Origin of the sequence: Kribbella sp. NPDC058693, from assembly GCF_042715335.1 — a bacterium.
GTDB classification, from domain to species: Bacteria; Actinomycetota; Actinomycetes; order Propionibacteriales; family Kribbellaceae; genus Kribbella; species Kribbella jiaozuonensis.
Map to the genome: position 1 here is coordinate 530,029 of NZ_JBHXSQ010000003.1, position 23,565 is coordinate 553,593.

At 67.8% G+C, this 23,565-nt stretch carries 22 protein-coding genes; 16 read left to right on the top strand and 6 right to left on the bottom strand.

Annotation, left to right across the window (positions count from 1 at the left end; all coding sequences use genetic code 11):
- Positions 1-2 precede the first annotated feature (2 nt).
- From ACFWUU_RS20490 to ACFWUU_RS20515, 6 genes are all read left to right on the top strand, one after another.
- Positions 3-941, top strand: coding sequence for a carbohydrate ABC transporter permease (locus ACFWUU_RS20490; RefSeq protein ID WP_380177289.1), 939 nt, complete (start codon positions 3-5; stop codon positions 939-941).
- A 9-nt stretch (positions 942-950) separates the two neighbouring features.
- Positions 951-1,751, top strand: a complete 801-nt coding sequence (locus tag ACFWUU_RS20495; RefSeq protein WP_371405122.1) for a carbohydrate ABC transporter permease — start codon at positions 951-953, stop codon at positions 1,749-1,751.
- An 18-nt stretch (positions 1,752-1,769) separates the two neighbouring features.
- Complete coding sequence (locus tag ACFWUU_RS20500; protein WP_380177290.1) at positions 1,770-2,543, top strand: ThuA domain-containing protein; 774 nt, start codon at positions 1,770-1,772, stop codon at positions 2,541-2,543.
- Positions 2,536-3,627: a Gfo/Idh/MocA family protein gene (locus ACFWUU_RS20505; protein ID WP_380177291.1), complete on the top strand. Its 1,092-nt coding sequence runs from the start codon at positions 2,536-2,538 to the stop codon at positions 3,625-3,627. Before ACFWUU_RS20500 ends, ACFWUU_RS20505 begins: the two co-directional genes overlap by 8 nt.
- A 76-nt stretch (positions 3,628-3,703) precedes the next feature.
- A complete protein-coding gene (locus tag ACFWUU_RS20510; RefSeq protein ID WP_380177292.1) occupies positions 3,704-5,146 on the top strand; it encodes a ketol-acid reductoisomerase in 1,443 nt (480 codons plus the stop codon).
- 10 nt (positions 5,147-5,156) lie between these two features.
- On the top strand, positions 5,157-6,341 hold the full coding sequence (locus ACFWUU_RS20515) for a low temperature requirement protein A (RefSeq protein ID WP_380177293.1): 1,185 nt from the start codon (positions 5,157-5,159) through the stop codon (positions 6,339-6,341).
- On the opposite strand, the gene murQ is transcribed toward ACFWUU_RS20515, so the two are convergent.
- From murQ to ACFWUU_RS20540, 5 genes are all read right to left on the bottom strand, one after another.
- Entirely contained in the window at positions 6,315-7,208 is an 894-nt protein-coding gene (murQ, locus tag ACFWUU_RS20520) for an N-acetylmuramic acid 6-phosphate etherase (RefSeq protein ID WP_137258683.1), read from the bottom strand. The two genes, ACFWUU_RS20515 and murQ, sit on opposite strands and share 27 nt — an antisense overlap.
- A gap of 67 nt (positions 7,209-7,275) precedes the next feature.
- Entirely contained in the window at positions 7,276-8,163 is an 888-nt protein-coding gene (locus ACFWUU_RS20525) for a MurR/RpiR family transcriptional regulator (RefSeq protein ID WP_380177294.1), read from the bottom strand.
- Positions 8,164-8,199: 36 nt separating this feature from the next.
- The gene (locus ACFWUU_RS20530) at positions 8,200-9,924 is read right to left on the bottom strand and encodes a serine hydrolase (RefSeq protein ID WP_380177295.1); all 1,725 of its coding nucleotides are present in this window, start codon (positions 9,922-9,924) and stop codon (positions 8,200-8,202) included.
- Positions 9,921-11,204 carry an exo-beta-N-acetylmuramidase NamZ domain-containing protein gene (locus ACFWUU_RS20535; protein WP_380177296.1) on the bottom strand — a complete coding sequence of 428 codons (1,284 nt, stop codon included), beginning with the start codon at positions 11,202-11,204 and terminating at the stop codon, positions 9,921-9,923. The genes ACFWUU_RS20530 and ACFWUU_RS20535 overlap by 4 nt, the downstream gene beginning before the upstream one ends.
- A 10-nt stretch (positions 11,205-11,214) precedes the next feature.
- Entirely contained in the window at positions 11,215-13,752 is a 2,538-nt protein-coding gene (locus tag ACFWUU_RS20540; protein WP_380177297.1) for a glycoside hydrolase family 3 N-terminal domain-containing protein, read from the bottom strand.
- A gap of 377 nt (positions 13,753-14,129) precedes the next feature.
- Here ACFWUU_RS20540 and ACFWUU_RS20545 point away from each other — a divergent pair, with 377 nt between their 5' ends.
- Entirely contained in the window at positions 14,130-15,527 is a 1,398-nt protein-coding gene (locus ACFWUU_RS20545; protein ID WP_380177298.1) for a class I adenylate-forming enzyme family protein, read from the top strand.
- Here the strand turns inward: ACFWUU_RS20545 and ACFWUU_RS20550 are convergent.
- On the bottom strand, positions 15,458-16,042 hold the full coding sequence (locus ACFWUU_RS20550; protein ID WP_380177299.1) for a 4'-phosphopantetheinyl transferase family protein: 585 nt from the start codon (positions 16,040-16,042) through the stop codon (positions 15,458-15,460). The two genes, ACFWUU_RS20545 and ACFWUU_RS20550, sit on opposite strands and share 70 nt — an antisense overlap.
- Positions 16,043-16,060: 18 nt before the next feature.
- Between ACFWUU_RS20550 and ACFWUU_RS20555 the strand changes: the two genes are divergently transcribed.
- The 9 genes from ACFWUU_RS20555 to ACFWUU_RS20595 are packed head-to-tail and all read left to right on the top strand — an operon-like array spanning position 16,061 to position 23,564.
- Positions 16,061-16,315: an acyl carrier protein gene (locus ACFWUU_RS20555; protein WP_328526176.1), complete on the top strand. Its 255-nt coding sequence runs from the start codon at positions 16,061-16,063 to the stop codon at positions 16,313-16,315.
- Positions 16,315-16,545, top strand: a complete 231-nt coding sequence (locus tag ACFWUU_RS20560) for an acyl carrier protein (RefSeq protein WP_137258688.1) — start codon at positions 16,315-16,317, stop codon at positions 16,543-16,545. The genes ACFWUU_RS20555 and ACFWUU_RS20560 overlap by 1 nt, the downstream gene beginning before the upstream one ends.
- The gene (locus ACFWUU_RS20565; protein WP_380177300.1) at positions 16,538-17,536 is read left to right on the top strand and encodes a beta-ketoacyl-[acyl-carrier-protein] synthase family protein; all 999 of its coding nucleotides are present in this window, start codon (positions 16,538-16,540) and stop codon (positions 17,534-17,536) included. Before ACFWUU_RS20560 ends, ACFWUU_RS20565 begins: the two co-directional genes overlap by 8 nt.
- Positions 17,533-17,961: a hypothetical protein gene (locus ACFWUU_RS20570; RefSeq protein ID WP_380177301.1), complete on the top strand. Its 429-nt coding sequence runs from the start codon at positions 17,533-17,535 to the stop codon at positions 17,959-17,961. The genes ACFWUU_RS20565 and ACFWUU_RS20570 overlap by 4 nt, the downstream gene beginning before the upstream one ends.
- On the top strand, positions 17,958-19,535 hold the full coding sequence (locus tag ACFWUU_RS20575) for a class I adenylate-forming enzyme family protein (RefSeq protein ID WP_380177302.1): 1,578 nt from the start codon (positions 17,958-17,960) through the stop codon (positions 19,533-19,535). Before ACFWUU_RS20570 ends, ACFWUU_RS20575 begins: the two co-directional genes overlap by 4 nt.
- The gene (locus ACFWUU_RS20580; RefSeq protein WP_380177303.1) at positions 19,532-20,797 is read left to right on the top strand and encodes a beta-ketoacyl-[acyl-carrier-protein] synthase family protein; all 1,266 of its coding nucleotides are present in this window, start codon (positions 19,532-19,534) and stop codon (positions 20,795-20,797) included. Before ACFWUU_RS20575 ends, ACFWUU_RS20580 begins: the two co-directional genes overlap by 4 nt.
- Positions 20,798-21,865 carry a 4-hydroxyphenylpyruvate dioxygenase gene (gene hppD / locus ACFWUU_RS20585; protein WP_137258693.1) on the top strand — a complete coding sequence of 356 codons (1,068 nt, stop codon included), beginning with the start codon at positions 20,798-20,800 and terminating at the stop codon, positions 21,863-21,865.
- Positions 21,862-22,767: a phytanoyl-CoA dioxygenase family protein gene (locus tag ACFWUU_RS20590; protein ID WP_380177304.1), complete on the top strand. Its 906-nt coding sequence runs from the start codon at positions 21,862-21,864 to the stop codon at positions 22,765-22,767. Before hppD ends, ACFWUU_RS20590 begins: the two co-directional genes overlap by 4 nt.
- An 11-nt stretch (positions 22,768-22,778) precedes the next feature.
- Positions 22,779-23,564, top strand: coding sequence for a DUF3050 domain-containing protein (locus tag ACFWUU_RS20595; protein ID WP_137258695.1), 786 nt, complete (start codon positions 22,779-22,781; stop codon positions 23,562-23,564).
- The last annotated feature ends 1 nt before the right edge of the window (position 23,565 follow it).

Genomic DNA, 23,565 nt, shown 5'->3' on the forward strand with positions numbered 1-23,565 from the left:
CCATGGTGGCTCTGACACGTACGACGGTGGCCGGCCGCGAGCGCGTTCGCGGCCGGCACCACCGTGGTGAGGACCTGACCAAGATCCTGTTCGTCCTGCCGGCCGCGGTGGCCATGGTGGCGCTGTTCGGCTATCCGGTGGTGAAGAACCTGCTGATGAGCCTGCAGGACTACACCCTGAAGACGTTCTTCACCGGGGCAGCGCCCTGGGTCGGGTTGCAGAACTACAGCGCGGTCGTGCACGACAAGCTGTTCTCGGACGCGATGCTGAACACCGCACTGTTCACGATCGGATCGATCGCGTTCCAGTTCGTGATCGGGCTCGGGCTGGCGCTGTTCTTCCGCAATCGCTTCCCGCTCGGCGGACTGCTGCGCTCGTTGCTCCTGCTGCCGTGGCTGTTGCCGCTGATCGTGTCGAGCGCCACCTGGCGCTCGATCCTCGAGCAGGACAGCGGCATCCTCAACCGGACCCTGATGGGCCTGCACATCGTCAACGATCCGGTGCCGTGGCTGAACTCGCCGTCGGTCGCGCTGATCGCGGTGATCGGCGTGAACATCTGGATCGGCATCCCGTTCAACGTGACGCTGCTGTACTCCGGTCTCGCCGAGATCCCGGACGAGCTGTACGAAGCCGGGCAGCTCGACGGCGCGACCGGGTGGCGGGCGTTCTTCTACATCACCTGGCCGAACCTGCGATCGGTGGCCGGCGTGGTGCTGATGCTCGGCGTCGTCTACACGATCAAGGTCCTGGACATCATCCTCGGGCTGACCGGCGGAGGACCGGCGAACGCGACGCAGACGCTGGCGACCCAGTCGTACGAGAAATCCTTTGTGGACTTCAAGTTCGGGCAGGGTGCCGCGTTGAGCAACATCCTGATCGCGATCTCGTTCGTGTTCGCGATCTTCTACCTGCGTAGCACCCGCCGCGCGGTCGACGAGTAGGAGGGCAGCATGCGACGTACGGCGTACACCGTCATCGGGATCGTGATCCTGGCCGTGATGCTGTTCCCCGTCTACTGGATGGTCAACGCTTCGCTGCAACCGTCCGGGAACACGCTGACCGCGGGCTTCCTGCCGTTGCACCCGACGTTCACCGGCTACAAACGCGCCCTCGACGAGCAGGGCGGCAACCTTGTCACCAGCATGATCATCGCGGCCGGGACCGTCGTCCTCAGTCTCGCGATCGCGACACCGTGTGCGTACGCGCTCTCGCAGTTCCGGTCCCGCTGGGTGTCGATCGGGCTGCTGGCGATCCTGATCTCGCAGATGATCCCGGGGATCGTGATCGCGAACGCGTTGTACACGGCGTACGAACGGATCGGGTTGCTGAACTCGATCCCGGGGCTGATCGTGGCGAACTGCAGCAGCGGGATCCCGTTCGCGATCCTGATCCTGCGCTCGTTCATGATGTCGCTGCCGCCGTCGCTGGTGGAGGCCGCGCGGGTGGACGGCGCCGGGCTGTTCCGGGCGTTCGTGGCGATCGTGCTGCCGATCAGCAAGAACTCCCTCATCACCGCGGGACTGTTCAGTTTCCTCTTCTCCTGGAGCGATTTCCTGTTCGCGCTGACGCTGACCACGAAGGGCGGCGTACGGCCGGTGACGCTGGGGATCTATCAGTACCTCGGCACGCAGGTGCAGAACTGGAACGCGGTGATGGCGACCGCGGTGCTCTCGGCGGTCCCGGCCATCGTGCTGCTGGTCGCCGCACAGAAATACATCGCCGCCGGCGCCATCGGCGGAGCCGTCAAATAATCCTTAAGGACAACGAATATGACGCTGAAAGTACTCGTCTGGGGCGAGAACCGGCACGAGCAGATCGAGCCGCATGTCAGGGAGATCTACCCCGACGGCATGCACGAGACCATCGCAGCCGGCATCCGCGAGAACCTCGACGCCGCTGACGTTTCCACCACGACTCTGGACGAGCCGGAGCACGGCCTGACCGAGGAGGTGCTGGCCAACACCGACGTACTCGTCTGGTGGGGCCACGCCGCGCACGGTGAGGTCGAGGACAAGGTGGTCGACCGCGTGTATCAGCACGTGCTGTCGGGTATGGGCCTGGTCGTGCTGCACTCCGGTCACTGGTCGAAGATCTTCGGCAAGCTGATGGGTACGACGTGCACCCTGCGCTGGCGCAGTGAACGCGACCGTGAGCTGGTTTGGACGATCAACCCGACCCACCCGATCGCGCAGGGCGTCCCGCACCCGATCGTGATCGAGCAGCAGGAGATGTACGGCGAGTTCTTCGACATCCCGGTCCCGGACGAACTGGTCTTCGTGTCCTCGTTCTCCGGCGGCGAGGTGTTCCGCTCGGGCTGTACGTTCCGCCGCGGGCACGGGAAGATCTTCTACTTCTCGCCCGGCGACCAGGACTTCCCGGTGTATCACCACAAGGACGTCCGCAAGGTGATCGCGAACGGCGTCAAGTGGGCGCGCACCGATCTTCCCGAGCGGGCGCTGCCGACCCTGCTGCGCTACGAGACCGACGATTTCTTCAACGGTAAGGGCTACACCGGCCCGATCGAGGAGCCTGCGGATGCCTGACCCCTTGCGCCTCCTCCAGGTCGGCGCCGGCGGCATGGGCCGTGCCTGGCTCCGCACGATCGCCGCAAACCCGTCTGTACAACTCGTCGGCCTGGTCGACCTTGACCTGGACGTGGCCCGTGCGGCAGCCGACGAGCACGGGTACGCCGACGTCCCGGTCGCGACGTCGATCGATGAGCTGGCCGGCGGGGCCGACGCGGTGATCGACGTGACGGTCCCGGTCGCGCATCCGAAGGTCAGCGTGGATGCCTTGCTGCGTGGGCTTCCGGTGCTGTGTGAGAAGCCGCTCGCCGAAACTGTTCGCGAGTGTCTCCAGATGGTGGCTGCGTCTGAGGTCAGCGGCAAACTGCTGATGGTCTCCCAGTCCCGCCGCTACTTCCGCGCCATAGCGGCCTTCCAACGCCAACTGGCTGAGCTAGGCCCCATCGGCACGCTGTCCTGCGAGTTCTACAAGGCCCCGCACTTCAGCGGCTTCCGTGAACGCATGGCCGAGCCGCTCCTGGTCGACATGGCGATCCATCAGTTCGACCTGTCCCGCAAGCTGATCGGCTCCGAGCCGGTCTCGGTGTACTGCGATTCGTACAACCCGCCGTGGAGCTGGTTCGACGGCAACGCCGCCGCGTCCGCGATCTTCACGTACGCCGACGGCACCCGCTTCACCTTCGCCGGCAGCTGGTGCGCGCCGGGCCTGGAAACGTCCTGGAACGGCTTCTGGCGCGCGAGCACTTCCGGCGGCACAGCAACCTGGGACGGCGACAACGAACCCGTCGCCGAGCTCGCATCCGGCGAGCCCCTCCCCGCCACCATGTCCGACGAGCCGCAAGAGATCGCCGGCTCGCTGGTCGAGTTCGTCAACGCGGTCCGTACGTCGACAACCCCGCAGTCCGAGGTGCATTCCAACGTAGTAAGCCTCGCCATGGTCGAAGCCGCCGTTCGTTCCGCCAACACCGGAGCGCCGGTCAAGATCGCCGATGTCATCACCGAAGCCCACACCGAGGCCCTGGCAACGACCGAGGACCCGGCTCTCCACGCGGCATTGAAGTCCTGGCCGAACCCGCTGAAGGCCGTCGGTCTGGAGCCCTAGCCTTTCAGTCCCTGCAACGGGGCGGTGCGGACATTGCGCTTGCTGCAATGGTCGTGCCGCCCTTTGACTGGTGGGCATGAAGAGTTCGGTGTTTCAGGTCGAGAGCATGGTCGTGCCGGGTGGGACCGAGTCCATCGTGCGAGGCGGGCGGGATCTGTTCCCGTTGCTGCCCGAGGCGCTGCACGGGGTGGAGCGCATCGGCGTACTGGGTTGGGGGCCGCAGGGGCGGGCGCAGGCGTTGAATCTGCGCGACTCGCTCGCCGGGAGCGGGATCACTGTCAGCGTTGGGCTCCGGCCGGGATCGGCGTCGGCGGACGATGCGCGGGCCGAGGGATTCAGTGAGGGCGACGGTACGCTGGGGGACTGGCTCGAGGTTGCCGGGGCTTCGGACCTGGTGATCCTGCTGATCGCGGACGCCGCACTGGCGGCGAACCACGAGCAGATCTTCGGCGTGCTCAAGCCGGGCGCGACCATTGGCCTGTCCCACGGTTTCCTGCTCGGACACCTCGAGGCGATCGGGTCGGCCTTTCCGGACGGGCATCCGGTGATCGCGGTCTGCCCGAAGGGGATGGGAGATTCGGTACGGCGTCTCTACGTGCAGGGTGAGACGGTCAACGGCGCCGGGATCAACGCGAGCATCGCCGTACAGGCGGATCCGGACGGGCATGCCTGGGACCGGGCGCTGGCGTGGTCGATCGGGCTCGGGTCGCCGTACACGTTCGCGACCACGCTGCAGGACGAGTACCGGTCCGACATCGTGGGGGAGCGGGCGATCCTGCTCGGCGCCGTCCACGGGCTGGTGGAAGCGATGTACCGGCACTTCCGGATCGACGGGGCTGATCCGGTGACGGCGTACGAGCGTTCTACCGAGGCGATCACCGGGCCGATCGCGCGGACGATCTCGAACGACGGGCTGGTGGCGGTCCGGGCTGCGAGCGGTGACGTGGATCTGTTCGACCGCGCGTACTCCGCGGCGTACCAGCCGGCCCGGCACCTGGTCGCGGAGATCTACGACGAAGTTGCCGATGGCACCGAACTGCGCAGCGTGATCCTGGCCGAGCAGCGGCTCGCGACGCGGCCGATGACCGAGATCGGCGGCAGCCCGATGTGGTCGCACAGCGCCGAGGTACACGCCCGCCGGGGAGCGGCCGGCGCGACCGATCCCGTCACCGCTGGGCTGTTCGTGGCGACGATGATGGCGCAGGTCGACGAGTTCGCCACCCGCGGGCACGCGTGGTCGGAGATCGTGAACGAGTCCGTGATCGAGGCGGTCGACTCGCTGCTGCCGTACATGCACGCCCGCGACGTCGCGTACATGGTCGACAACTGCTCCCGCACCGCTCGCCTCGGCACCCGTCGCTGGGGTCCGCGCTTCCAGGCGGCGTACGAGCAGATCGCCCTCCCGCACCTCGACCGGCCGGCGGACCCCGCGCTGCTCAAGGGCTTCGAGGACAACCCGGCTCACGACGCTCTGGCCGCGGCCGCGAAACTCCGCCCCTCGGTGGACATTTCCGTTTAGCCTGTCCGCCATGACAGCTCCGACGACGACGCGGTCACGGTTGATCCCCATGCGCCCGCGGGACCCGCACGAGCCCGGCCGTACGGCGTCCTCGCTCGAGCTGTTCTTCGACCTGGTGTTCGTGGTCGCGGTGAGTGTTGCCGCGGCCCAACTTCACCACGCCCTGTCCGAGAAGCACATCGCCGAGGGCTTGATGTCCTACGGGATGGTGTTCTTCGCGATCTGGTGGGCGTGGATGAACTTCACCTGGTTCGCCACGTCCTTCGCGACCGACGACTGGCTGTACCGGGTGCTCACGATCGTGCAGATGAGCGGTGTCCTGGTGGTCGCCGCCGGCATCGAGCAGGTCTTCGCCGACCGCGACTTCACCGTGGTGGTGATCGGGTACGTCGTGATGCGGGTCGCGATGATCGCGCAGTGGCTACGCGCATCCCACTACGCCGGGGAGAGCCGGCAGGCGACCCTGCGCTACGCCGGCGGGATCGCGATCGTGCAGGTGCTGTGGCTGACCACGCTGGCGATGTCCGGTACGACGGTTGTCATCGCCTGGTGCCTGTTCGTCCTCGCCGAGCTCGCCGTACCGGTGGTGGCGGAGCGGCGATGGACAACGCCGTGGCACCCGCACCACATCACCGAGCGGTACGGGCTGTTCACGCTGATCCTGCTCGGCGAGAGCCTGCTCGCGTCCGCCAACGCGATCATCGAGGCCGTCCACGACCACGAGTCGCTCGGCCCGCTGATCGCGCTCTCGGTGCTGACACTCGTCGTCACCGCGGCGATGTGGTGGATCTACTTCTGGCCGCCGCACCACAGGGCGATCACGTCGTTCGCCAGCTCACTGCGGTACGGGTACGTGCATTACTTCGTGTTCGCCGCGGCCGGTGCGTTCTCGGCCGGTATCGAGGTCGAGATCGACAGCATCACGCATCACACCGAGCTCAGCGAGGTCGCCGCGTCCTACACGGTGACGATCCCGATCGCGATCTTCGTGCTCGGCACCTGGTGGATCGCCATCCGCGACAACGCCGACCGGACCGTCAACATCGTCGTACCGCTGGGTGCCGTCCTGGTCTTGCTGGATCCGCTGATCCCGATCCCGTTCGCGCTCACGGCGGTGTTCATGGCGTTGATCGTGGTGACCCTCGTCGTGCACCAGCCGGTGCAGCGATCAGCTGGGGTTGCCGAGCTCAGCTAGGGCGGTGGCCACGCGGCCGTGAGCGGCCTCCAGGGCGGCCCGGGCCTCGGCGACGGGTGATCCGGTCAGGAGGTGGACGAGGGCCGGCTTGAGCTCGCCGTCCGCCTCGGCCAGAGCGGCTTCGCAGGCAGCCTCGTCGGCGCCGGTGGCTTCGGCCAGGATGCGGAGCATGCGGCCGCGGAGCTTCTTGTTGGTCGCCACCAGGTCGACCATCAGGTTGGACCAGGTGCGGCCGAGCTTGATCATCAGCGTCGTCGAGAACGCGTTCAGGATCATCTTCTGCGCGGTGCCGGCCTTGAGCCGGGTCGAGCCGGCGATGACCTCCGGGCCGGTGTCCGCGGCGATCACGACATCGGCAAGCGGCGCCAGCGGAGCGTCCGGGTTCGACGTGACCAGCACGGTGGTCGCCCCGGCCGCGCGGGCGGCCTTCAACGCACCGGCGACGTACGGCGTGCTTCCGGAAGCGGCGAGGCCGACGACGAGGTCCTGACCGGTGACCGCGGCCGCGTCCGCGGCGCCGCCGTCCTCGGAGTCCTCGACGTTCTCGACCGCGCGCAGCAGCGCCTCCATCCCGCCGGCGTGGTGGGCGACCACCAGTCCGTCCGGCACGTGGAACGTGGGCAGCAGTTCGGCGGCGTCAAGGACCGCCAGGCGTCCCGACGTACCGGCGCCGAAATAATGCACCCGGCCGCCGCCGCGGACCGCCTCGACGGCGGCGTCGACGGCCTTGGTGAGCTCCGGGATCACTGCGCTGACGGCGCCCGCGACACGGGCGTCCTCGTTGTTCAGCATCTGGAGGATCTCGGACGTGCCCACCGCATCGATGGCGAGCGTCCTCGGGTTGCGCTGCTCGGTCGGTGAGGTCACAGGATCGATGTTAGTTTTCTACTGAAGGATTTTCAATTCCGTTCATCTTTGACGGAAACGGTTGACGTCACTCGGAACCTTTGAGCCGGTGCCCGCGGACCGCGCTGGCGGTCTCCTCGAGCGCCTTGCGGGCATCCGGGAGCACCTGCTGGGCGACGCCGATGAACAGGCAGTCGATCACCGTCAGTTGCGCGATCCGCGAAGCCATCGCTCCCGAGCGGTACGTCGTCTCGCGCGCGGCCGTGGTCAGGACGAGGTCCGCGGTACGCGCCAGCGGCGACCGCGGGAAGTTTGTCACCGCGACCGTGGTGGCGCCGTGCTTGGCTGCCTCCTCGAGCGCCTCGACGACCTCGACCGTGGTGCCGGTGTGCGAGATGCCGATCGCGACGTCACCCTCACCGAGCAGCGCGGCGCTGGTCAGCGCGATATGTACGTCGGACCAGGCGAAGGCCACCCGCCGGATCCGGTGCAGCTTCTGCTGCAGGTCGAGCGCCACGAACGCGCTCGCCGCGAATCCGTAGAGGTCGACCCGCGGGGCCTTCACGACAGCCTCGACGACCTTGGCCAGCGCGTCCACGTCGACCTGCTGAGCGGTCTCGCGGACCGCCCGCTCGTCGGCGAACGCGACCTTGCTGACAACGTCGGCCAGCGAGTCGCCGGGCTCGATGTCGCCGCCCACCTCGGGGCGGATGCTCTCCTGCGCCGACTGGGCCGCCAACTGCAGGCGCAGCTGCGGGTAGCCGGGGACGCCGATCTGCTTGCAGAACCGGATGACCGTGGTCTCCGAGGTGGAGGCCACCTCGGCCAGTTCGGAGATCGTCATCGCCGCCACTCCGCCCGGGTCCGCGAGGACCGCGTTCGCCACCCGCTGCTCGGCCGGCGCCAGCGCGGGCATCACCGCGCGGACCCGGACCAGCAGCGGGCCCGTGGGTTCAGGAGAGGTTGTTGAATTCATGACAGCCACGGTACGGCGACTATGCACGAAGTGGGGTCACCGACGCGAAAGTCTCCAACCTGTTGCGGTAAATGATTCAGGCGTTCGTTCACCGTCGAGAAGAACACCAGTCCCGCTCGTGATCTTCACACCATCCACGTAGACACCGCGGCCTTGGTACAGCGGGTCGCTCGTGTATCGCCAGCGGATCGTCTGGTCGCCGGAGCCGAGTTCGGCGGTCACCTGATGCCAGTGCCGGTCGCCGGAACCGCTGATCGAGCCGTCGTGGTCAACCACGGACCCTCGATCGCGCACTGTGAAAGGCACCTTGTTCCAAGTGGCTCCGTCGGTCGAAGACTCCAGATACAGCAGATCCGTGTCCTCGGTGTCGACGAACAGGTCGAACGCGAGCTTCGCGCCATCCGCCGGTACGGCGACCTTGGTCGAGAGCGTGGTGGTCGCTCCGTCCGTCGTACCGGAGAACCAGGCGTCCTTGCCGTGCCGCGGGCCGACGCCGAGCGCCAGCGCGAGCCCTTGGGTGACAGCCCGGCGGGCCGGGTTGTTGCTGCCCCAGTCGCGGCTCGGGTGGACCCGGTTGGTCAGCAGGATCGCGAACGAGCGCGAGTCGAAGTCGATCACGAGCGACGTGCCGGTGTAGCCGGTGTGGCCGGCCGCGCGCGGTCCGGACAGCCCGCCCATGTACCAACGCTGGTTGAGCTCGAAGCCGAGGCCGTGGTCGTTCCCCGGGAAGCCCTGGTTGAAGTTCGTGATCATCGCGGTGACCGAGGATTCCTTGAGGATCCGCGCGCCGCGGTAGCTACCGCCGTTCAGGAACGTCTGTGCGAGTACGGCGAGGTCGTCCGCCGTACTGAAAACGCCCGCGTGCCCGGCGACGCCGCCCAGGGACCAGGCGTTCTCGTCGTGCACCTCGCCCCACACCATCCCGCGCGGCGGGGAGGTCTGGAACTCCGTGGCTGCGATCCGCGGCTTCTTCTTCGGGTCCGGGTTGTAGCCGGTGTCGCGCATCTGCAGCGGTTTGGTGATGCCGTCCGCGACGAGCTTGTCGAGCGTCTTGCCGGTGACCCGGTGCGCGACCTCGCCGAGCGAGATCAGGTTCAGGTCGCTGTAGAGATAGGTGCTGCCCGGCGGGTTGATCAGCTTCGCCGTCAGCGCCATGTGCAGGCGTGAGGCCGGGTCGGGCTGTGCGCTCCACAACGGCAACCAGGACGGCAGCCCGGTGGTGTGCGTGAGCGCCTGCCGGATCGTGATCGCCGCTTTGCCGTTCTCCGCGAATTCCGGGACGTACGACGCGATCGGCGCGTCCAGGTCGATCTTGCCCTTCTCGACCAGCTGCATCACGACGATCGACGTGAACAGCTTGGAGACCGACGCCATGTCGAAGATCGTGTCGGTCCGCATCGGGATCTGCTGGTCCGGCGGCAGCTCGGTGCCGGCGCCGTCGGCGTACTTCAGCGCCAGGCCGGTGGCCGTCCGGGTGACGATCTTCCCGTCGTGGCCGAGCAGCGTGACCGCGCCGGCGTACAGCGGCTTCGTCGTCCCGCTCGGCTGGGTCCAGCCGGCCACCTGGGCCAGCGCCGCGTCGATCGGCGCGGGATCGAGCCCGGCCTTCGCCGGGGTCTCGTCGCGCAGCAGCGTCGACTTCGGCGCGTACCCGTCGTACGGGTGGTCGAACCGGCCAGAATTGTTGCCGCCAGCAACCGCAGGCGTTCCCATCGTCACCATCACCGCCGAAGCAATCGTGAGCGCCGCCAGCCGTCTCATCGGTGCGCGCCCTTGTACAGAAGGTATTTCGCCCGCCGCGCCGTCCAGGCGTCGGTCTCGGACTTCCAGGCTGCCACGATCTCCTCGGCGGTCGCATCCGCCAAAAGCATGGTCCGGAACCGATCGGACCCGGTCAGGAGATCGATCCACCGGCCGGGTGGGGTCTCCTCCCGCCAGGTGAATTCCGGGTAGAGCTTACGGGCCTCGACGATCATGTGCGTCGCCGCGGTGATCGCCTCGACGCGGTTCGGGTCGGTGATCTGGACCTGGACGCCGCCGCACAGCACGTTCGCGTTCTTGCTGATCGTCGGCGTGAAATACGCCTCGCGGAACGCGACGCCCGGGATGTGCTTGGTCTGCAGCGCCTCCGCCCAGCGGTAGTCGACGTACGGCGCGCCGATCAGCTCGAACGGCCGCGTCGTACCGCGGCCCTCGGACATGTTCGTCGCCTCGAACATGCACAGGCCCGGGTACACCAGCGCGGTGTCCGGGGTCGGCATGTTCGGGCTCGGCATCACCCAGGTCAGCCCGGTGTCGTCGTACAACTGGTCGCGTTTCCAGTTCGCGACCTCGATGACCTGGAGCTCCTTCAGCCGGCCGCCGTTCGGCTCGAGCGGCAGGTACTCCGCGTTGAACATGCGGGCCAGCTCGCCGACGGTCATGCCGTGCTGCTGGACGATCTCCTTCTTGCCGACACCGGACGTGTACCCGGGCTTCAGCATCGGACCGCGTGCGTAGCCGCCGACCGGGTTCGGACGATCGAGTACGACGAACTTCGCGCCGGTGCGGACCGCGGCGAGCATCGCCTCGAACATCGTCCAGATGTAGGTGTAGAAGCGCGCGCCGACGTCCTGGATGTCGAAGACGACGGTCTCGACGCCGGCCTTGGTGTAGAGGCCGGCCAGCTTGTCCGCGGCCGCGCCGTACGCGTCGTAGACCATGATCCCGGTACGCGGGTCGACGTGGTCGCCCTCCGAACCGCCGGCCTGCGCGCTGCCGCGGAAGCCGTGCTCGGGGCCGAACACCGCGACGACGTTCACCTTCCCGGACGCGTGCATCGTGTCGACGATGTGCTGGAAGTCCGGCAGGATCCCGGTCGGGTTGCTGATCACGCCGACCTTCTGCCCGGCCAGCGCGCGCCAGCCGTCCTCGGCCAGCACCTCGGCGCCGGTCATTACCTTGCGTTTCGGCGCGGCCTGTGCAGCCTGGGCGGCCGGTACGTCGATCAGCGGTGCGGCGGCCAGCGCACCGGCGCCGGCGAGCAAACTACGTCGCTTCATGGACATCTCCTCAGGGACGGAACGAGAGGTCGGCAATCATCGGACGGTGGTCACTGGCGGCCTGCTCGGCAGGCACCTCGGCACGCAGCACATTCAGGTTAGTACCGACTGTGACGAAGTCGATCCGCTTGTTGGGTGAGACCGCCGGGTAGGTGAAGGGCCCGCCGACGGTCGAACCGGCGGCGGTCCAGGAATCGGTCAAGCGCGTCCATAACCCGGCCAGCTCAGGCGCATCGGCCTGAGCATTGAAGTCACCCACGAGGACCTGCAGGTCCTTCTTGCGGTCCTGGGCAAGGATCTTCACCGTGTCCGCCACCTGGAGTTGGCGGACGGCCGGATCAGCCCGGTAGTCCAGGTGCGTGCAGTAGACGTGGAGGCGACGGCCGCGGATCTCGAGTTCTGCTTCGAGGAACCCGGGGGCCGGAGCGGGGACAGGGTTGGGGTCCTGGGTCGACAGCCGCGTGATCGGGTGGTTCTCGGTGCGGATCAGCGGGAAGCGGGAGAGCAGCCCGACGCCGTACTGACGTCTCGGCTGACCGGCGGCCGGCGGGTCGAAGTCGTAGATCGGCGCGAACGCCGAGTGCATGCCCAGCTTGGTCGCGAGCTCGGAGAGCGTGTCCAGCCACTGGCTGCGGGCATCCCAGTGGATGTCGACCTCCTGCAGCCCAATCACGTCCGCGTCGAGTGCCTTCAGGGCCTGGGCGGTGCGGTCGAGGTCGAAGACGTTGTCCTCACCGGCTCCGGCATGAATGTTGTATGAGGCAACGGTCAGCCGGGTCTGCTTCGGGTCGAAGGTGAGCCCGTGGCCGAACGGGTGCATGGCCACGGTCGGGTCGGCCTTGGTCGGGATCTCGACCGGGAGCTTGCCGGTCGGCGCGATCTCGCCGTACAGGACCTTGGCCAGCGCTTCCATCGACGGCGCCGTGCTGCCGTAGGTGACGAGCGTCGTCGGCGCGGGGTCGAAGTACGCGACGTCGTACGGGTCGCGGACCGGGACGACGATCACGGGGCGGCCTGTGGCGAGGAGCGCGTTGACGAGCTTCTGCTGTTTGGCCTGCTTGTCCGTGACCTCGGTGTCCCACGCCTTGTTGGTCAGGACCACCGTGAGATCCGCGACCGCAGCCACGGTGTCGGCGATCTTGGCGTCGGTCGGCGTCGTGCCGGTGTCTTTCACGATCGTGGTCGCGCCGCGGGACTGCAGCGCGGTTGCCAGGTTCGCGGGGCTGTAGCCGGCGACGAGGATCGTCCGCGGTGCGGGGGAGAGCGGCAGGAGGTTGGCGTCGTCGCGGAGGAGCGTCGTACTGCGGTCCGCGATGCGCTGGGCCTCGGCGTAGTTGGCCGGCGTACCGACGATCTTCGCGACGCGCGCGAGGTCGACGTACGGGTGGTCGACCAGACCGGTCTCGTGCTTCAGCGTGAGGATGCGCGCGACGCTCTCGTCGATCCGGGCCTCGCTGATCCGGCCGCCGCGGACCGCGTCGAGGACCGAGTTGTATGCGAGTCCGGGATCGACCGGCATCAGCAGCTGGTCGACGCCGGCCTCGATCGCCCGGAGCGGGATCTCGGCATCGCCGTACTTGTCCCGGACGCCCTGCATCCCGAGCGAGTCGGTGATCACGACGCCGTCGAACCGGAGCTGCTCGCGCAGGATCCCGGTCAGGATCGGCCGGCTCAGCGTCGCCGGATCGCCGGACGGGTCGAGCGCCGGTACGACGATGTGCGCGGTCATGATCGACTGGATGCCGGCCCGGATCGCGGCCTGGAACGGCGGCAGGTCGATCCGGGTCCACTCGTCGCGGGTGTGACCGATCACCGGGATGCCGGTGTGGCTGTCGGTCGCGGTGTCGCCGTGGCCGGGGAAGTGCTTCGCGGTCGAGACCACCCGGCCGTCGCGCTGGTAGCCCTTCACCTGCGCGGCGACGAGCACGGCGACCAGCGACGGGTCGGAGGAGACCGAGCGGACCCCGATCACCGGGTTCAGCGGGTTCACGTTGACATCGGCGTCGGGGGCGAAGTCGGTGGTGATCCCGAGCGTCTTCAGCTCGCGCCCCGCGATCGCACCGGCAGAGCGCGCGTACGCCGCTGAGCGGGTCGCGCCGAGCGCCATCCCGCCGGGGAACTGGGTCGCGGGCGGCCCGACCCGGACGACCGAGCCGTGCTCCTGGTCGGTGCCGATCTGCAGCGGGATGCCCGTGTTGGTGAGCGACGCCTGCTGCAGGCCGTTCGACAGGCGGGCGATCTGCTGCGGGTCCTTCGTCGAGTCGGTCCAGGTGAAGTAGATGACGCCGCCGAGGTTGTACTTCGCGACCACCTCGGCCGGCGTGGCCACGCCGTACAGGCTGGTGTTGCGGGCATCGGCGGTGTCGGCGGCCGGGCCGTAGGCGTAGCAGACGAACAGCTGGCCGACCTTCTGCTCGAGCGTCATCCGGCGCATCGTGTCGCGGACCCAGCGGTCCGGGGTGGCATCGGCGCTCGTCGTGGCAGCGACCGTCGTCCCGGCGACGGTCGCCGCCGCGAGTCCGAGGGTCTGACGGCGGGTCAGTTCCATGGGGGTCACCAACTCTGTGCGGGCGGGCAGGGGCGATCGCCAAGGTAATTGAATTACAGATACTCCCCCGCGACGCGAAAGTTACCCACGCGCGCACGGTGGGTCAAGTGTCGGTGACGCGCAGGTGCCTGGGGATCCGGCCCGCGCGGCGCGGGAGAACCCTGCGTCGAGTCGAGGTGGGCGACTGGATTTCTAACCGGGCCAGCCATTTATGGCGGTTTCCATTTCGCGAATCCGAATGACTCGATCGAGGGCTTTTAGGAGCCGCTCTTTCATGGCGCTTTTGTGTGATCGTGTCGTATCGTCGCGTCATCGCCAGGCCTTGGTGGGGGCGCTGGTCTTCGAATCCTTTGTGTGTAAAGAACTTTGGAGCTCGGATGACCGATGGTGCTGTCGTGGTGCCTGGAACCACGCAGGGGGCAGAGTGGGTCGACGATATCCTGCTGGCCGGGCCGGATGACGAGGTTTGTTTCCGGCTGGCCGATCCTATTGATCGTTTGAATTTACGCCGTTTGGTTCTCGAACGGCAAACGGAATTGGCACAGTCCGGTTTCCGGCCAGGTGGTGCGGTGGCGTTGCGGTTGCCGCCGTCGATGGCGTTCGTGACGCATTTGCTGGCGATCTGGCGCGGCGGCGGGCAGGCGATCCTGCTCGACCACCGGCTGACCGACTACGAGGTACGCCGCGCGATCGAACGTTTGGTACCCCAGGTCGTCGTGTCGCCGGAGCGGCCGGTGCAGTCCGGTCTGCGGACGTTCGTCGACGTGGACACGGACGTGGCGAGCTACTCCGGTCACCCGGCCGGCACCGCGCACGCCGTCGTACAGCTGAGCTCGGGATCGACCGGCCCGTCGAAGGTGATCGGCCGTACTGCGGACGACCTGGTCGCGGAGGTACTGCGGTACACGCAGATCGACGGCGTACCGCAACGTGGTGAGCGGCTGATCCTGCTGCCGTCGATGGTCCACGTCCTTGGTCTGGTCGGCGGGCTGCTCTACGGGCTGCATGCAGGCGTCGAGCTGCAACCGCCGGCGCGCCTCACCGGGGACGCGATCGTGCAGGCGATCGGCGCTGCGACGACGCCGGCGACGGTGCTCGGGGTGCCGTTCCACATCGGGTTGCTCGCGTCGGTGCAGGATCCGCCGTGGTTGCCGCAGTTCAAGCGGATGACCACGGGTGGGGAGCTGGTGCAGGTGGCGGTGTCGCGGGCGTTCGAGGAGAAGTACGGCGTACCGCTCGGGAACATGTACGGGATGACCGAGGTCGGGGTGATCGGCACCGACCTGTACGGCCAGCACCGTCCGGCGATCCGGCCCGCGCCGGGGATCTCGGTCCGCGCCGTCGACGGCGAACTCCAGGTGGCGCGCGCGGAGTCGCCGTACCTCGGGCTGTCCGACCCGACCCGCTGGGCCGACGGCTGGCTGCATACGCGGGACGCCGGGGTCGTGGATCCGGAGACGGGGCTGGTGAGCATCAAGGGCCGGCTGGATTCGCAGGTGTCGGTCGGCGGGTTGAAAGTCGACCTGACGGAGGTCGAGGCAGCGCTCGCGTCGTTGCGCGGGGTCGAGGCGGCGGTGGTCGCGTTCGACGGCGCGATCACGGCATATGTGCAGCTGAACCAGCCGCGGTCGTTGGTGGATCTCGAGGCGGAGTTGGCCCAGCAGCTGGCGACGTACAAGCGTCCCCGCACCGTGCACCTGCTCAATCAGTTGCCTCGGACAACGACGGGCAAGCTGGTCCGCGACCTGTCCGCGCTGCGCAAAGCGGTCTCCTGATGTACGACGATCTCCGTCAGCCCGACCGGCGCCGCAAGGGCAAGCACCGCGCCCGGCCACGGCACGTACGTCACCAGCAGCTCCGGTTCCGACTCGACCACGCCACCGCCGAGCGGCATCACCCGTCGCAACCCGGACCCTCGCAACCCACGCCCGAGCGCCTTCCCGACTGCCTCCTTGGCTGTCCACAACCGCAGGAACCCGTCGGGCTGAGTCGACATCCAGGCCAGCTCCGCCGGTGCGAACCAACGGTCGGCCAGCTCCTGCACCTGGCGGGGCTGGACCTCCTCGAGGTCGACACCGATCGGACCGTCCGTCGAGGCAGCGACCACCACGAGGTGGTGGGTGTGGCTGAGGCTCACCGCCAGCCCCGGGACCTCAGGCCGGCCCGCCGGACCGTGGCTGAGCTGCGGATCCGGGATGAGCGTGCCGGCGAGGTCGAGCAGCAGTGCGTGAGCCGCCGCGCGTGGCTCGGCGCCGGCCGGCGCCAACCAGACATGTACAGAACCGCCCACCGAAAGAAGGGTATCCCGATGAAGGACGAGGTTCGCGCATTCGTCATCGCGCAGCTGCAGGACATGAACTACGACACCGAAGGGATCGACGACGACACCACGCTCGGCCCGGCCGGGGTGGACCTGGAATCGCTGGCGCTGGCGGACCTGTCGGTGCGGGTCGAGGACCGGTTCGGGGTCAGGTTCTCCGATGACGAGTCCGAGCAGTTGGCGTTGATGACGGTCGGTGAGTTCACCGCCGAGGTGGCCGGCCGGGTAGCTCAGCAGGTCTGATGACCTCGACCCCACCCCCGCCCGGGCGGGCCGAGATCCTCGACTGGCTGGCCGGCGTCGGCCCGCGCCCGCCGGACGCCGAACGCCTCGACTCGATGGAGCTGGCCTGGCTGGTCCATCAGGTCGAGCAGCGGTACGGCGTCGCGCTCGACGACGACCAGCTCGAACGCATGAGCACGATCGACGACGCGGTCGCCGTACTCCGCGAAGTGCTGACCAGCCATGTCTGAACCGCGTCCGGTCGCCGTGACCGGCATGTCGATCATGACTGCCCTGGGTCGTGGTCCTGCAGCGCAGTTGTCGGGTACGCCGGCCTTCGCCGAGGTCACGCGCTTCGACACGAGCAACCGTCGTACGCACCAGGCCGCGATCGCCGCGGATGCCGGCACGCTCGACGAAGAACTCGACCAAGCGATCGCCGACGTTTGCCTGCAGGCCGGTGTCGACCGCAGCACGACACCGCTCCTGCTCGCCCTGCACACGCCGCCGACCCGCGACTTCGGCCAACTCCGGACCTACACCTCAGCCTGCGTCTCCGCCACCACGGCACTCGCCGACGCCGCCACGCTCATCCGCCTGGGTCGCGTAGACCGCGTAGTCGTAGCAGCCGCGTACCTCGTCGAGCCCTATCAATTCGCCCTCTTCGACGCAGGCCGAGCGTTGTCGACCGACGGCGCTCTCCGACCGTTCTCGTTGCACCGCACCGGCACGTTGCTGGGCGACGGCGTAGCCGCGGTTGTCCTGCAGGCCGGCGAAGGCCTGGCCGAGCTGGTCAGCTGCGCCCGCTCCGGCGACGCCTACCACCCCGTCCAACCAGCTCCCGACGGCCGAGGCCTGGCCACCGCCATCAACTCAGCCCTCCGCAAAGCCAACCTCCCACCCGAAGCCATCACCTACATCAACGCCAACGCCACCGGCACCACCTACGCCGACACCTCCGAAGCCGCCGCGCTGAAACAGCTCACCGGTCCGGCTGTGTCTTCCACCAAGGGATTGCATGGGCATGCGTTGGAGGCGTCCGGGTTGGTGGAGTTTGTGGTGACGGTGGCTGCGCTTCGGCAGGGGAAGTTGCCGGTTAATGCCGGGTTCCTGGAGGCGGATCCTGCGTGTGCGGTTGATCTGATTCTGGATGCGCCGCGGCTGGTGACCTCGCCGTACGCGATGTCGCTCAACTCGGCGTTCGGCGGAGCCAATACGGCATTGGTGGTGCGGGCCGGATGAAGACGTTGGCCGAGGGGCGTTGGGACGGCGGGGAGCCGCCGGGAGTGCCGGGGTTCGTGGGGTCGGCGTTCAACCCGATGGTGGTTGCGGCGGCCGAGCGGTGTCTGAATCAGGTGGATGCCGAAGCGCTGACGGGGATCGTGCTCGTGGGCGACGGTGATCGCGTCAGCGCGGAGCATGTCGAACAAGCAGTTGCTGAGGGCAAGCGCATTGGCCCGCTGTACTTCTTCCAGTCGGTGCCGAACAGCATCGCCGGATGGATCGCGGCGAAGTGGGAGCTACGCGGCCCGGTGGTGTGTGTGACCGAGGGCGGGCTCGAGGAGGCCGCCTTGCTGCTCGACGACGGTGATGCCGAGCGCGTGTTGATCGTGGAGGTGGACGCCGATCACGCGTTCGCCCGGATGGTGAGTGGAGACCCGGTATGAAGAGCCTGAGAGCCAAGTTGGCCGCGGACCCGGCCATCGGCACCGGCAACGTCCTCGCAACAGTGCTCAAGTACGGCGCCGACCCGAACGGCCCCGGCCTGACCTTCGACACCCCCGTCGACCACTTCCCGGCCGAACATCCACTGACCCTCGGCGAACTCGACGAACGCGTTCAAGCCCGTACGGCGTGGCTGCACGAACACGGCATCACCCGCCGCGACGTGGTCGCGATCTGGGCCACCGAAGCGCAAGACATCGTGCTGAGCTTCTTGGCCCTCACCCGCATCGGCGCCATCCCCGCGCTCCTCAACGGCAAGATGGCCCCGCCGATCGCCGACGAGTACATCCGCCGCCTACGCGTGACGGCCGTCCTCGCCGATGCCCAGCACCGCCCGCTGCTCGAGACCGACGTACTCGCTGAGCCGCGAGACCTCGGCCAGGGCGACCCGGCCAAAGCGCCGCAGCATTACCAGCACCACGCCGACGATTCGGTCGTGATCACGCACACCAGCGGCACCACCGGCGTACCGAAGGCTGTGCTGCACACCCACACGACCTTGTACGCCGCCCTCAAGCACCTCCTGACGATGCCGCAGGCACAGGGCACCGACAGGATCCTCAACGCGCTGCCGATCCCGCACACCGCGACGATCCTGATGGTCAACCAGGTGCTGGGCAACCGCGCCGAGATGCTGCTGCTCTCGAGCCAGGACGCGCCGTACGTCCTGGAGAACATCGAGCGCTGGAAACCCCACGCTGTCTACGGATTCGCGGTGACCTGGGCCGGACTCGCTCGCGAGGACCTGAGCCGGCACGACCTCGACTCGGTCCGGATGTGGTTCAACACCGGCGACTGCGCGCACGAACCGCATATCCGCAAACTCGTTGCCGTCGGCACCCGTGAGACCGTCACCCGGGAGGGCAGACAGACCGTCCACGGCAGCCACTTCATCGACGGCCTCGGGTCCAGCGAGATGGGCCACAACGGCTTCCACATCACGCACACGATCGACAGCGACCACTACGGCCGCTGCATCGGCAAGCCGTACGAGTTCGCCCGCGCGACCGTACTCAGCTCGACCGGCGAGGAACTGCCGCCCGGCAAGGTCGGTCTGCTCGGCTTCCGCTCGCCGACCGTGTCACCGGGCTATTGGAACGACTCGAACACGACGTACCGCTTCCGGCTGAACGGCTGGTTCCTCACCGGCGACCTGGTGTACCGCGACGACACCGGCCACTACTTCCACCTCGATCGCGTACCGGATGCGGTCGCCGGTTTCGAAGGCCCGCAGCTCTTCACGTCGATGTCCGAGGAACGCATCCTCGCGGCCCTCCCCGAGGTCGACGACTGCACGGTGATCATCACCCCGGACAACGGCCGGTACGTCGCCGACGTACTCCTCGAACTCTCCGCGGATGCACTCGACCGCGATCGCACCGCCGACGTGAAGGCAGCCGTCGGGGATGAGGTCGCCGCGATTCTTCGCAACGTCACCGTGGTCGGCACGGGCGACGTTCCGGTGACGGTGACCGGCAAGGTCCGCAAGGTCGCCCTGCGGGAGGCTCGCTCATGAACGCCACCATCACGGGGATCGGCCTGATGACACCGGTCGGCCGAAGCGCCCCCGAGGCGTACGACGCCTTGCTGTACGGGCGATCCGGCATCGTCAGACCACCCGCGGACCATCCGATCGCCAACTCGATCGAGCTGGCGGGGATCCTGCCGCACTTCGACGCCGGCGACCTCGTCAAGGGGCCGGACGGGAAGGTGATGGACCGCACCGTCATCCTCGCCCAACTCGTCGCGGCGGACGCGCTCGCCGACGCGGGCCTGGTGGTCGGCGACAACGTCGACCCCGATCGCATCGGCGTGATCATCGGCGGAGTCGGCGGTATGGCGACCCTCGAGCAACAGGTCCTGTCCCGCGCCGAACGCGGCCGGGCCGCCGTCAGCCCGTACCTCCTCACGGGCATCCTCCCGAACATGCCGGCCGCCCGGGTCGCCATCCGCCACGGGATCCGTGGATATACGTCGTCGGTTGGTACGGCGTGTGCTTCCGGGGCGCAGGCGATTGCGGACGCCGTACGGCTGATCCGCTCGGGTGAGGCCGACGTGGTGGTGTGCGGGGCCAGCGAGGCGCCGTTGTTCCCGACCTTTGCGGAGACCTTCGCCAATGCGCGGGCGCTGGCGCGTGGGTGGGAGAACCCGGCTGAGGCGAGTCGACCGTTCGACATGCGGCGGAACGGGTTTGTGCTGAGTGAGGGTGCCGCTCTCCTGGTGCTGGAGCGGACGGAGCATGCGGCCGCGCGGGGAGCGCGAGGGTATGCGGACGTTGCGGGATACGGAGTGAACTCGGATGCGCATCATCCGACTGCTCCTCGTCCGGACGGCCTCGGCGCCGCGGCGTGCATGCGGCTCGCGATGGCGAGCGGGCGCGTGAGGCCTGAGCAGGTTGGTTATGTCAACGCACACGGGACCAGCACGAAGCTCGGGGACGTAGCCGAGTCTGTTGCTATCGGCAAGGCCTTCGGTGGGCATCAGCCGGCGGTCAGCTCGACCAAGGCGTTGACCGGGCACATGCTCGGCACCTCCGGGGTGGTCGAGGCGATCGCCGCGGTCGGCGCGATCACGACCGGGCTGCTGCCTCCGACGTACCACTTGGAGGACCCGGATCCGGCTTGCCCGCTGGACCACGTCCGGAAGGAACCCCGCGACGTCCGGCTCGAGTACGCGTTGTCGAACTCGTTCGGCTTCGGCGGTCAGAACGTCAGCCTGCTCCTCGGCGCCGCCAGTACGCCGGACAGGCGCGATATCAACAGTGAGGGGAAGGCGTAAATGGAGATCTACGGGATCGACCACGTCGAGCTGTACGTGGGCGACGCTCGGCAGGCGGCGTTCTACCTCGGGCACGCGTTCGGGCTGCAGATACACGGCCAAGGCGGTCCCGAGACCGGTCTGCCCGGACAACGCTCGCTGCTGCTGCGCGAGGACGCGGTACAGATCGTGCTGACGTCCGGGCTCGTCGCCGACCACCCGGCCGCGTCGTACGTCCAGCGGCACGGAGACGGAGTCGCCGTGGTCGGCCTGGAGGTCGACAACGCGGCCGGCGCCTACACCGAATTGCTTGCCCGGGGCGCCGAATCCGTCGCCGCGCCGGTGATCTACACGGACCAAGAGACCACTGTGGTCATCGCCGAGGTCGGTGGGTTCGGCGACGTCATCCACCGATTGGTCGAACGACGCGGGCCGCGGCACGAGTTCCTGCCGGGTGCGATCCAGATCACCGAGCCGGCCGGCGGGCCGGACGAAAAGCTGTTCAGCGAGATCGACCACCTGGCGATCTGCGTTCCGTCGGGACAGCTGAAGCCGACGGTGGAGTTCTACGAGAAGGTCTTCGGATTCCTGCCGATCTTCGAGGAGTTCATCGAGGTCGCGGGGCAGGGGATGGAATCGACCGTCGTCCAGAGCCCGTCGAAACACGTGACGTTCACGCTGATCGAGCCGGATCCGAACCGTCGGCCCGGCCAGATCAACGACTTCCTCAGCTGGCATGCGGGCGCCGGCGTACAGCACATCGCCTTGCGTACCAGCAACATCGTCGAGGCGGTCAGCACGCTGGCCGGTCGAGGCGTCAACTTCCTCGCCTCGCCGTCGACGTACTACAAGGCGTTGCCGGAACGGGTCGGCGAGGTCGAGACGCCGATCGAGGACCTGGAGAAGCTCGGCATCCTGGTCGACCGGGACCACTGGGGTCAGCTCCTGCAGATCTTCACCGAGTCGATGCACGTCCGCCGCACGCTGTTCCTGGAGATCATCGAGCGCCGCGGCGCGATGACGTTCGGCAGCGGCAACATCAAGGCCCTGTACGAGGCGAAGGAACGCGAGCTCGAGGGGATCTCATGACCTTGGAGTTCAAGTTGTCCGAAGAGGAGATCGAGCTCCTCCCCACCGACGAAGACGTTGCCTTCTACAACGAGCACGGTTGGTACCTGTCCAAGAAGTTGCTGACCGACGACGAGACCGACGAGCTGGTGAACGCCAGCGAGCGGTACTACGCCGGCGAGCGCGACCGCGCCCTGCCGCTCGCGCCGCCGAAGCTGGCGTACTGGGACCCGTCGAAGGGCGACGTCCAGCGTCACAACGACTACGTGCACTACGAGCACGACGGTCTGGCCAAGATCCTCCGCAAACCGCTGATCGGCGCGGTCGCGGCCCGGCTCGCGCAGACCGACGAGATCCGGATCTTCCAGTCGACGCTGATCTACAAGCCGCCGATCTCGGGTGAGCCGTCGAACATCGTGCCCTGGCACTTCGACAAGCACTACTGGTCGTCCTCGTCGTCGGACCGGATGCTCACCGCGTTCATCCCGTTCCACGACTGCCCGCCGGAGATGGGCACGATCACGATGGTCGACGGCAGCCACCGCTGGCAGGAGATCGGCTCCGACGACACCGTCGTACGCCATTTCGCCGAGCGGGACCGATCGCAGCTCGATCAGATGCTGGCCGAGAACGCGGCGTACAACGGCGCCGAGGTGACCAGGGTGCCGATCACGATCCCGCGCGGTCACATGAACTTCCACCACTGCCGCACGTACCACGGCAGCGGCGCCAACGTCAGCGACCGCCCGCGCCGGGCGGTCTCCCTGCACCTGCAGGACGGCGCCAACACGTACCGCGAGTTCCCGCTCAGCGACGGAACTCTTGCCGCCTACAACCACGACGTCCTGGTACGCCGTACACCCAACGGCCACCCGGACTACGCGGACCCCGACTACTGCCCAACGCTCTGGGCCGACCGCTAGGAGATCAGGACATGTCCCGTTACGACTGGGGTCAGACGCACCCCGGCATCGAGCAGTTGGAGAAGGCAGTCAGCGAGGCCCGTGACAAGGTCGTCCAGCACCCGCTGTACGCGAACCTGGACACGCACGAGGCGCTGGTGACCTTCATGGAGCATCACGTGTTCGCGGTCTGGGACTTCATGTCGCTGCTCAAGTCGCTGCAGCGCGAACTCACCTGCGTCACGGTGCCGTGGATCCCGACCTCGCACAGCAGCAGCCGGCGGCTGATCAACGACATCGTGATGGTCGAGGAGAGCGACGAACTCGGCGACGGGTTCATCAGCCACTTCGAGCTGTACGTGAACGGCATGGTCGAGGCCGGCGCGGACACCTCGGCGATCAACCACCTGATCGACCTGCTGCGCGGCGGCGGTTCGGTGGTCGACTCGCTGAAGGCTGCCGACGTACCGCAGGCGTCGATCGACTTCGCCGGCACCACCTGGGACATCATCGAGAACGCGCCGATCCACTGCCAGGCGGCGGCGTTCGCGTTCGGGCGGGAGGACCTGATCCCGGACATGTTCCAGCAGGTCGTCGCGGTGAACGAGCGGTCGAACCGGCTCAACACCTTCGTCGACTATCTGGAACGGCACATCGAGGTGGACGGTGAGCAGCACACCCCGATGGCGATGCAGATGGTCACCGACCTGTGCGGCGACGACCAGGCCAAGTGGGACGCCTGCGCGGACACCATCAACAACGCCCTTGCCGCCCGCGCCCGCCTGTGGGACGCGATCCTCGCGGCTGTGAAGGCCTGAC

What these genes read in the sequence shown, in the direction of transcription:
- ACFWUU_RS20510 (WP_380177292.1), top strand. Translation starts at nt 3,704, where the DNA reads ATGAAGAGTTCGGTGTTTCAGGTCGAGAGCATGGTCGTGCCGGGTGGG.
- ACFWUU_RS20530 (WP_380177295.1), bottom strand. Translation starts at nt 9,924, where the DNA reads ATGAGACGGCTGGCGGCGCTCACGATTGCTTCGGCGGTGATGGTGACG.
- hppD (WP_137258693.1), top strand. Translation starts at nt 20,798, where the DNA reads ATGGAGATCTACGGGATCGACCACGTCGAGCTGTACGTGGGCGACGCT.
- ACFWUU_RS20515 (WP_380177293.1), top strand. Translation starts at nt 5,157, where the DNA reads ATGACAGCTCCGACGACGACGCGGTCACGGTTGATCCCCATGCGCCCG.
- ACFWUU_RS20590 (WP_380177304.1), top strand. Translation starts at nt 21,862, where the DNA reads ATGACCTTGGAGTTCAAGTTGTCCGAAGAGGAGATCGAGCTCCTCCCC.
- ACFWUU_RS20555 (WP_328526176.1), top strand. Translation starts at nt 16,061, where the DNA reads ATGAAGGACGAGGTTCGCGCATTCGTCATCGCGCAGCTGCAGGACATG.
- ACFWUU_RS20595 (WP_137258695.1), top strand. Translation starts at nt 22,779, where the DNA reads ATGTCCCGTTACGACTGGGGTCAGACGCACCCCGGCATCGAGCAGTTG.
- ACFWUU_RS20505 (WP_380177291.1), top strand. Translation starts at nt 2,536, where the DNA reads ATGCCTGACCCCTTGCGCCTCCTCCAGGTCGGCGCCGGCGGCATGGGC.
- ACFWUU_RS20570 (WP_380177301.1), top strand. Translation starts at nt 17,533, where the DNA reads ATGAAGACGTTGGCCGAGGGGCGTTGGGACGGCGGGGAGCCGCCGGGA.
- ACFWUU_RS20580 (WP_380177303.1), top strand. Translation starts at nt 19,532, where the DNA reads ATGAACGCCACCATCACGGGGATCGGCCTGATGACACCGGTCGGCCGA.
- ACFWUU_RS20575 (WP_380177302.1), top strand. Translation starts at nt 17,958, where the DNA reads ATGAAGAGCCTGAGAGCCAAGTTGGCCGCGGACCCGGCCATCGGCACC.
- ACFWUU_RS20560 (WP_137258688.1), top strand. Translation starts at nt 16,315, where the DNA reads ATGACCTCGACCCCACCCCCGCCCGGGCGGGCCGAGATCCTCGACTGG.
- ACFWUU_RS20490 (WP_380177289.1), top strand. Translation starts at nt 3, where the DNA reads ATGGTGGCTCTGACACGTACGACGGTGGCCGGCCGCGAGCGCGTTCGC.
- ACFWUU_RS20495 (WP_371405122.1), top strand. Translation starts at nt 951, where the DNA reads ATGCGACGTACGGCGTACACCGTCATCGGGATCGTGATCCTGGCCGTG.
- ACFWUU_RS20500 (WP_380177290.1), top strand. Translation starts at nt 1,770, where the DNA reads ATGACGCTGAAAGTACTCGTCTGGGGCGAGAACCGGCACGAGCAGATC.
- ACFWUU_RS20565 (WP_380177300.1), top strand. Translation starts at nt 16,538, where the DNA reads ATGTCTGAACCGCGTCCGGTCGCCGTGACCGGCATGTCGATCATGACT.
- ACFWUU_RS20545 (WP_380177298.1), top strand. Translation starts at nt 14,130, where the DNA reads ATGACCGATGGTGCTGTCGTGGTGCCTGGAACCACGCAGGGGGCAGAG.
- ACFWUU_RS20525 (WP_380177294.1), bottom strand. Translation starts at nt 8,163, where the DNA reads ATGAATTCAACAACCTCTCCTGAACCCACGGGCCCGCTGCTGGTCCGG.
- ACFWUU_RS20540 (WP_380177297.1), bottom strand. Translation starts at nt 13,752, where the DNA reads ATGGAACTGACCCGCCGTCAGACCCTCGGACTCGCGGCGGCGACCGTC.
- ACFWUU_RS20535 (WP_380177296.1), bottom strand. Translation starts at nt 11,204, where the DNA reads ATGAAGCGACGTAGTTTGCTCGCCGGCGCCGGTGCGCTGGCCGCCGCA.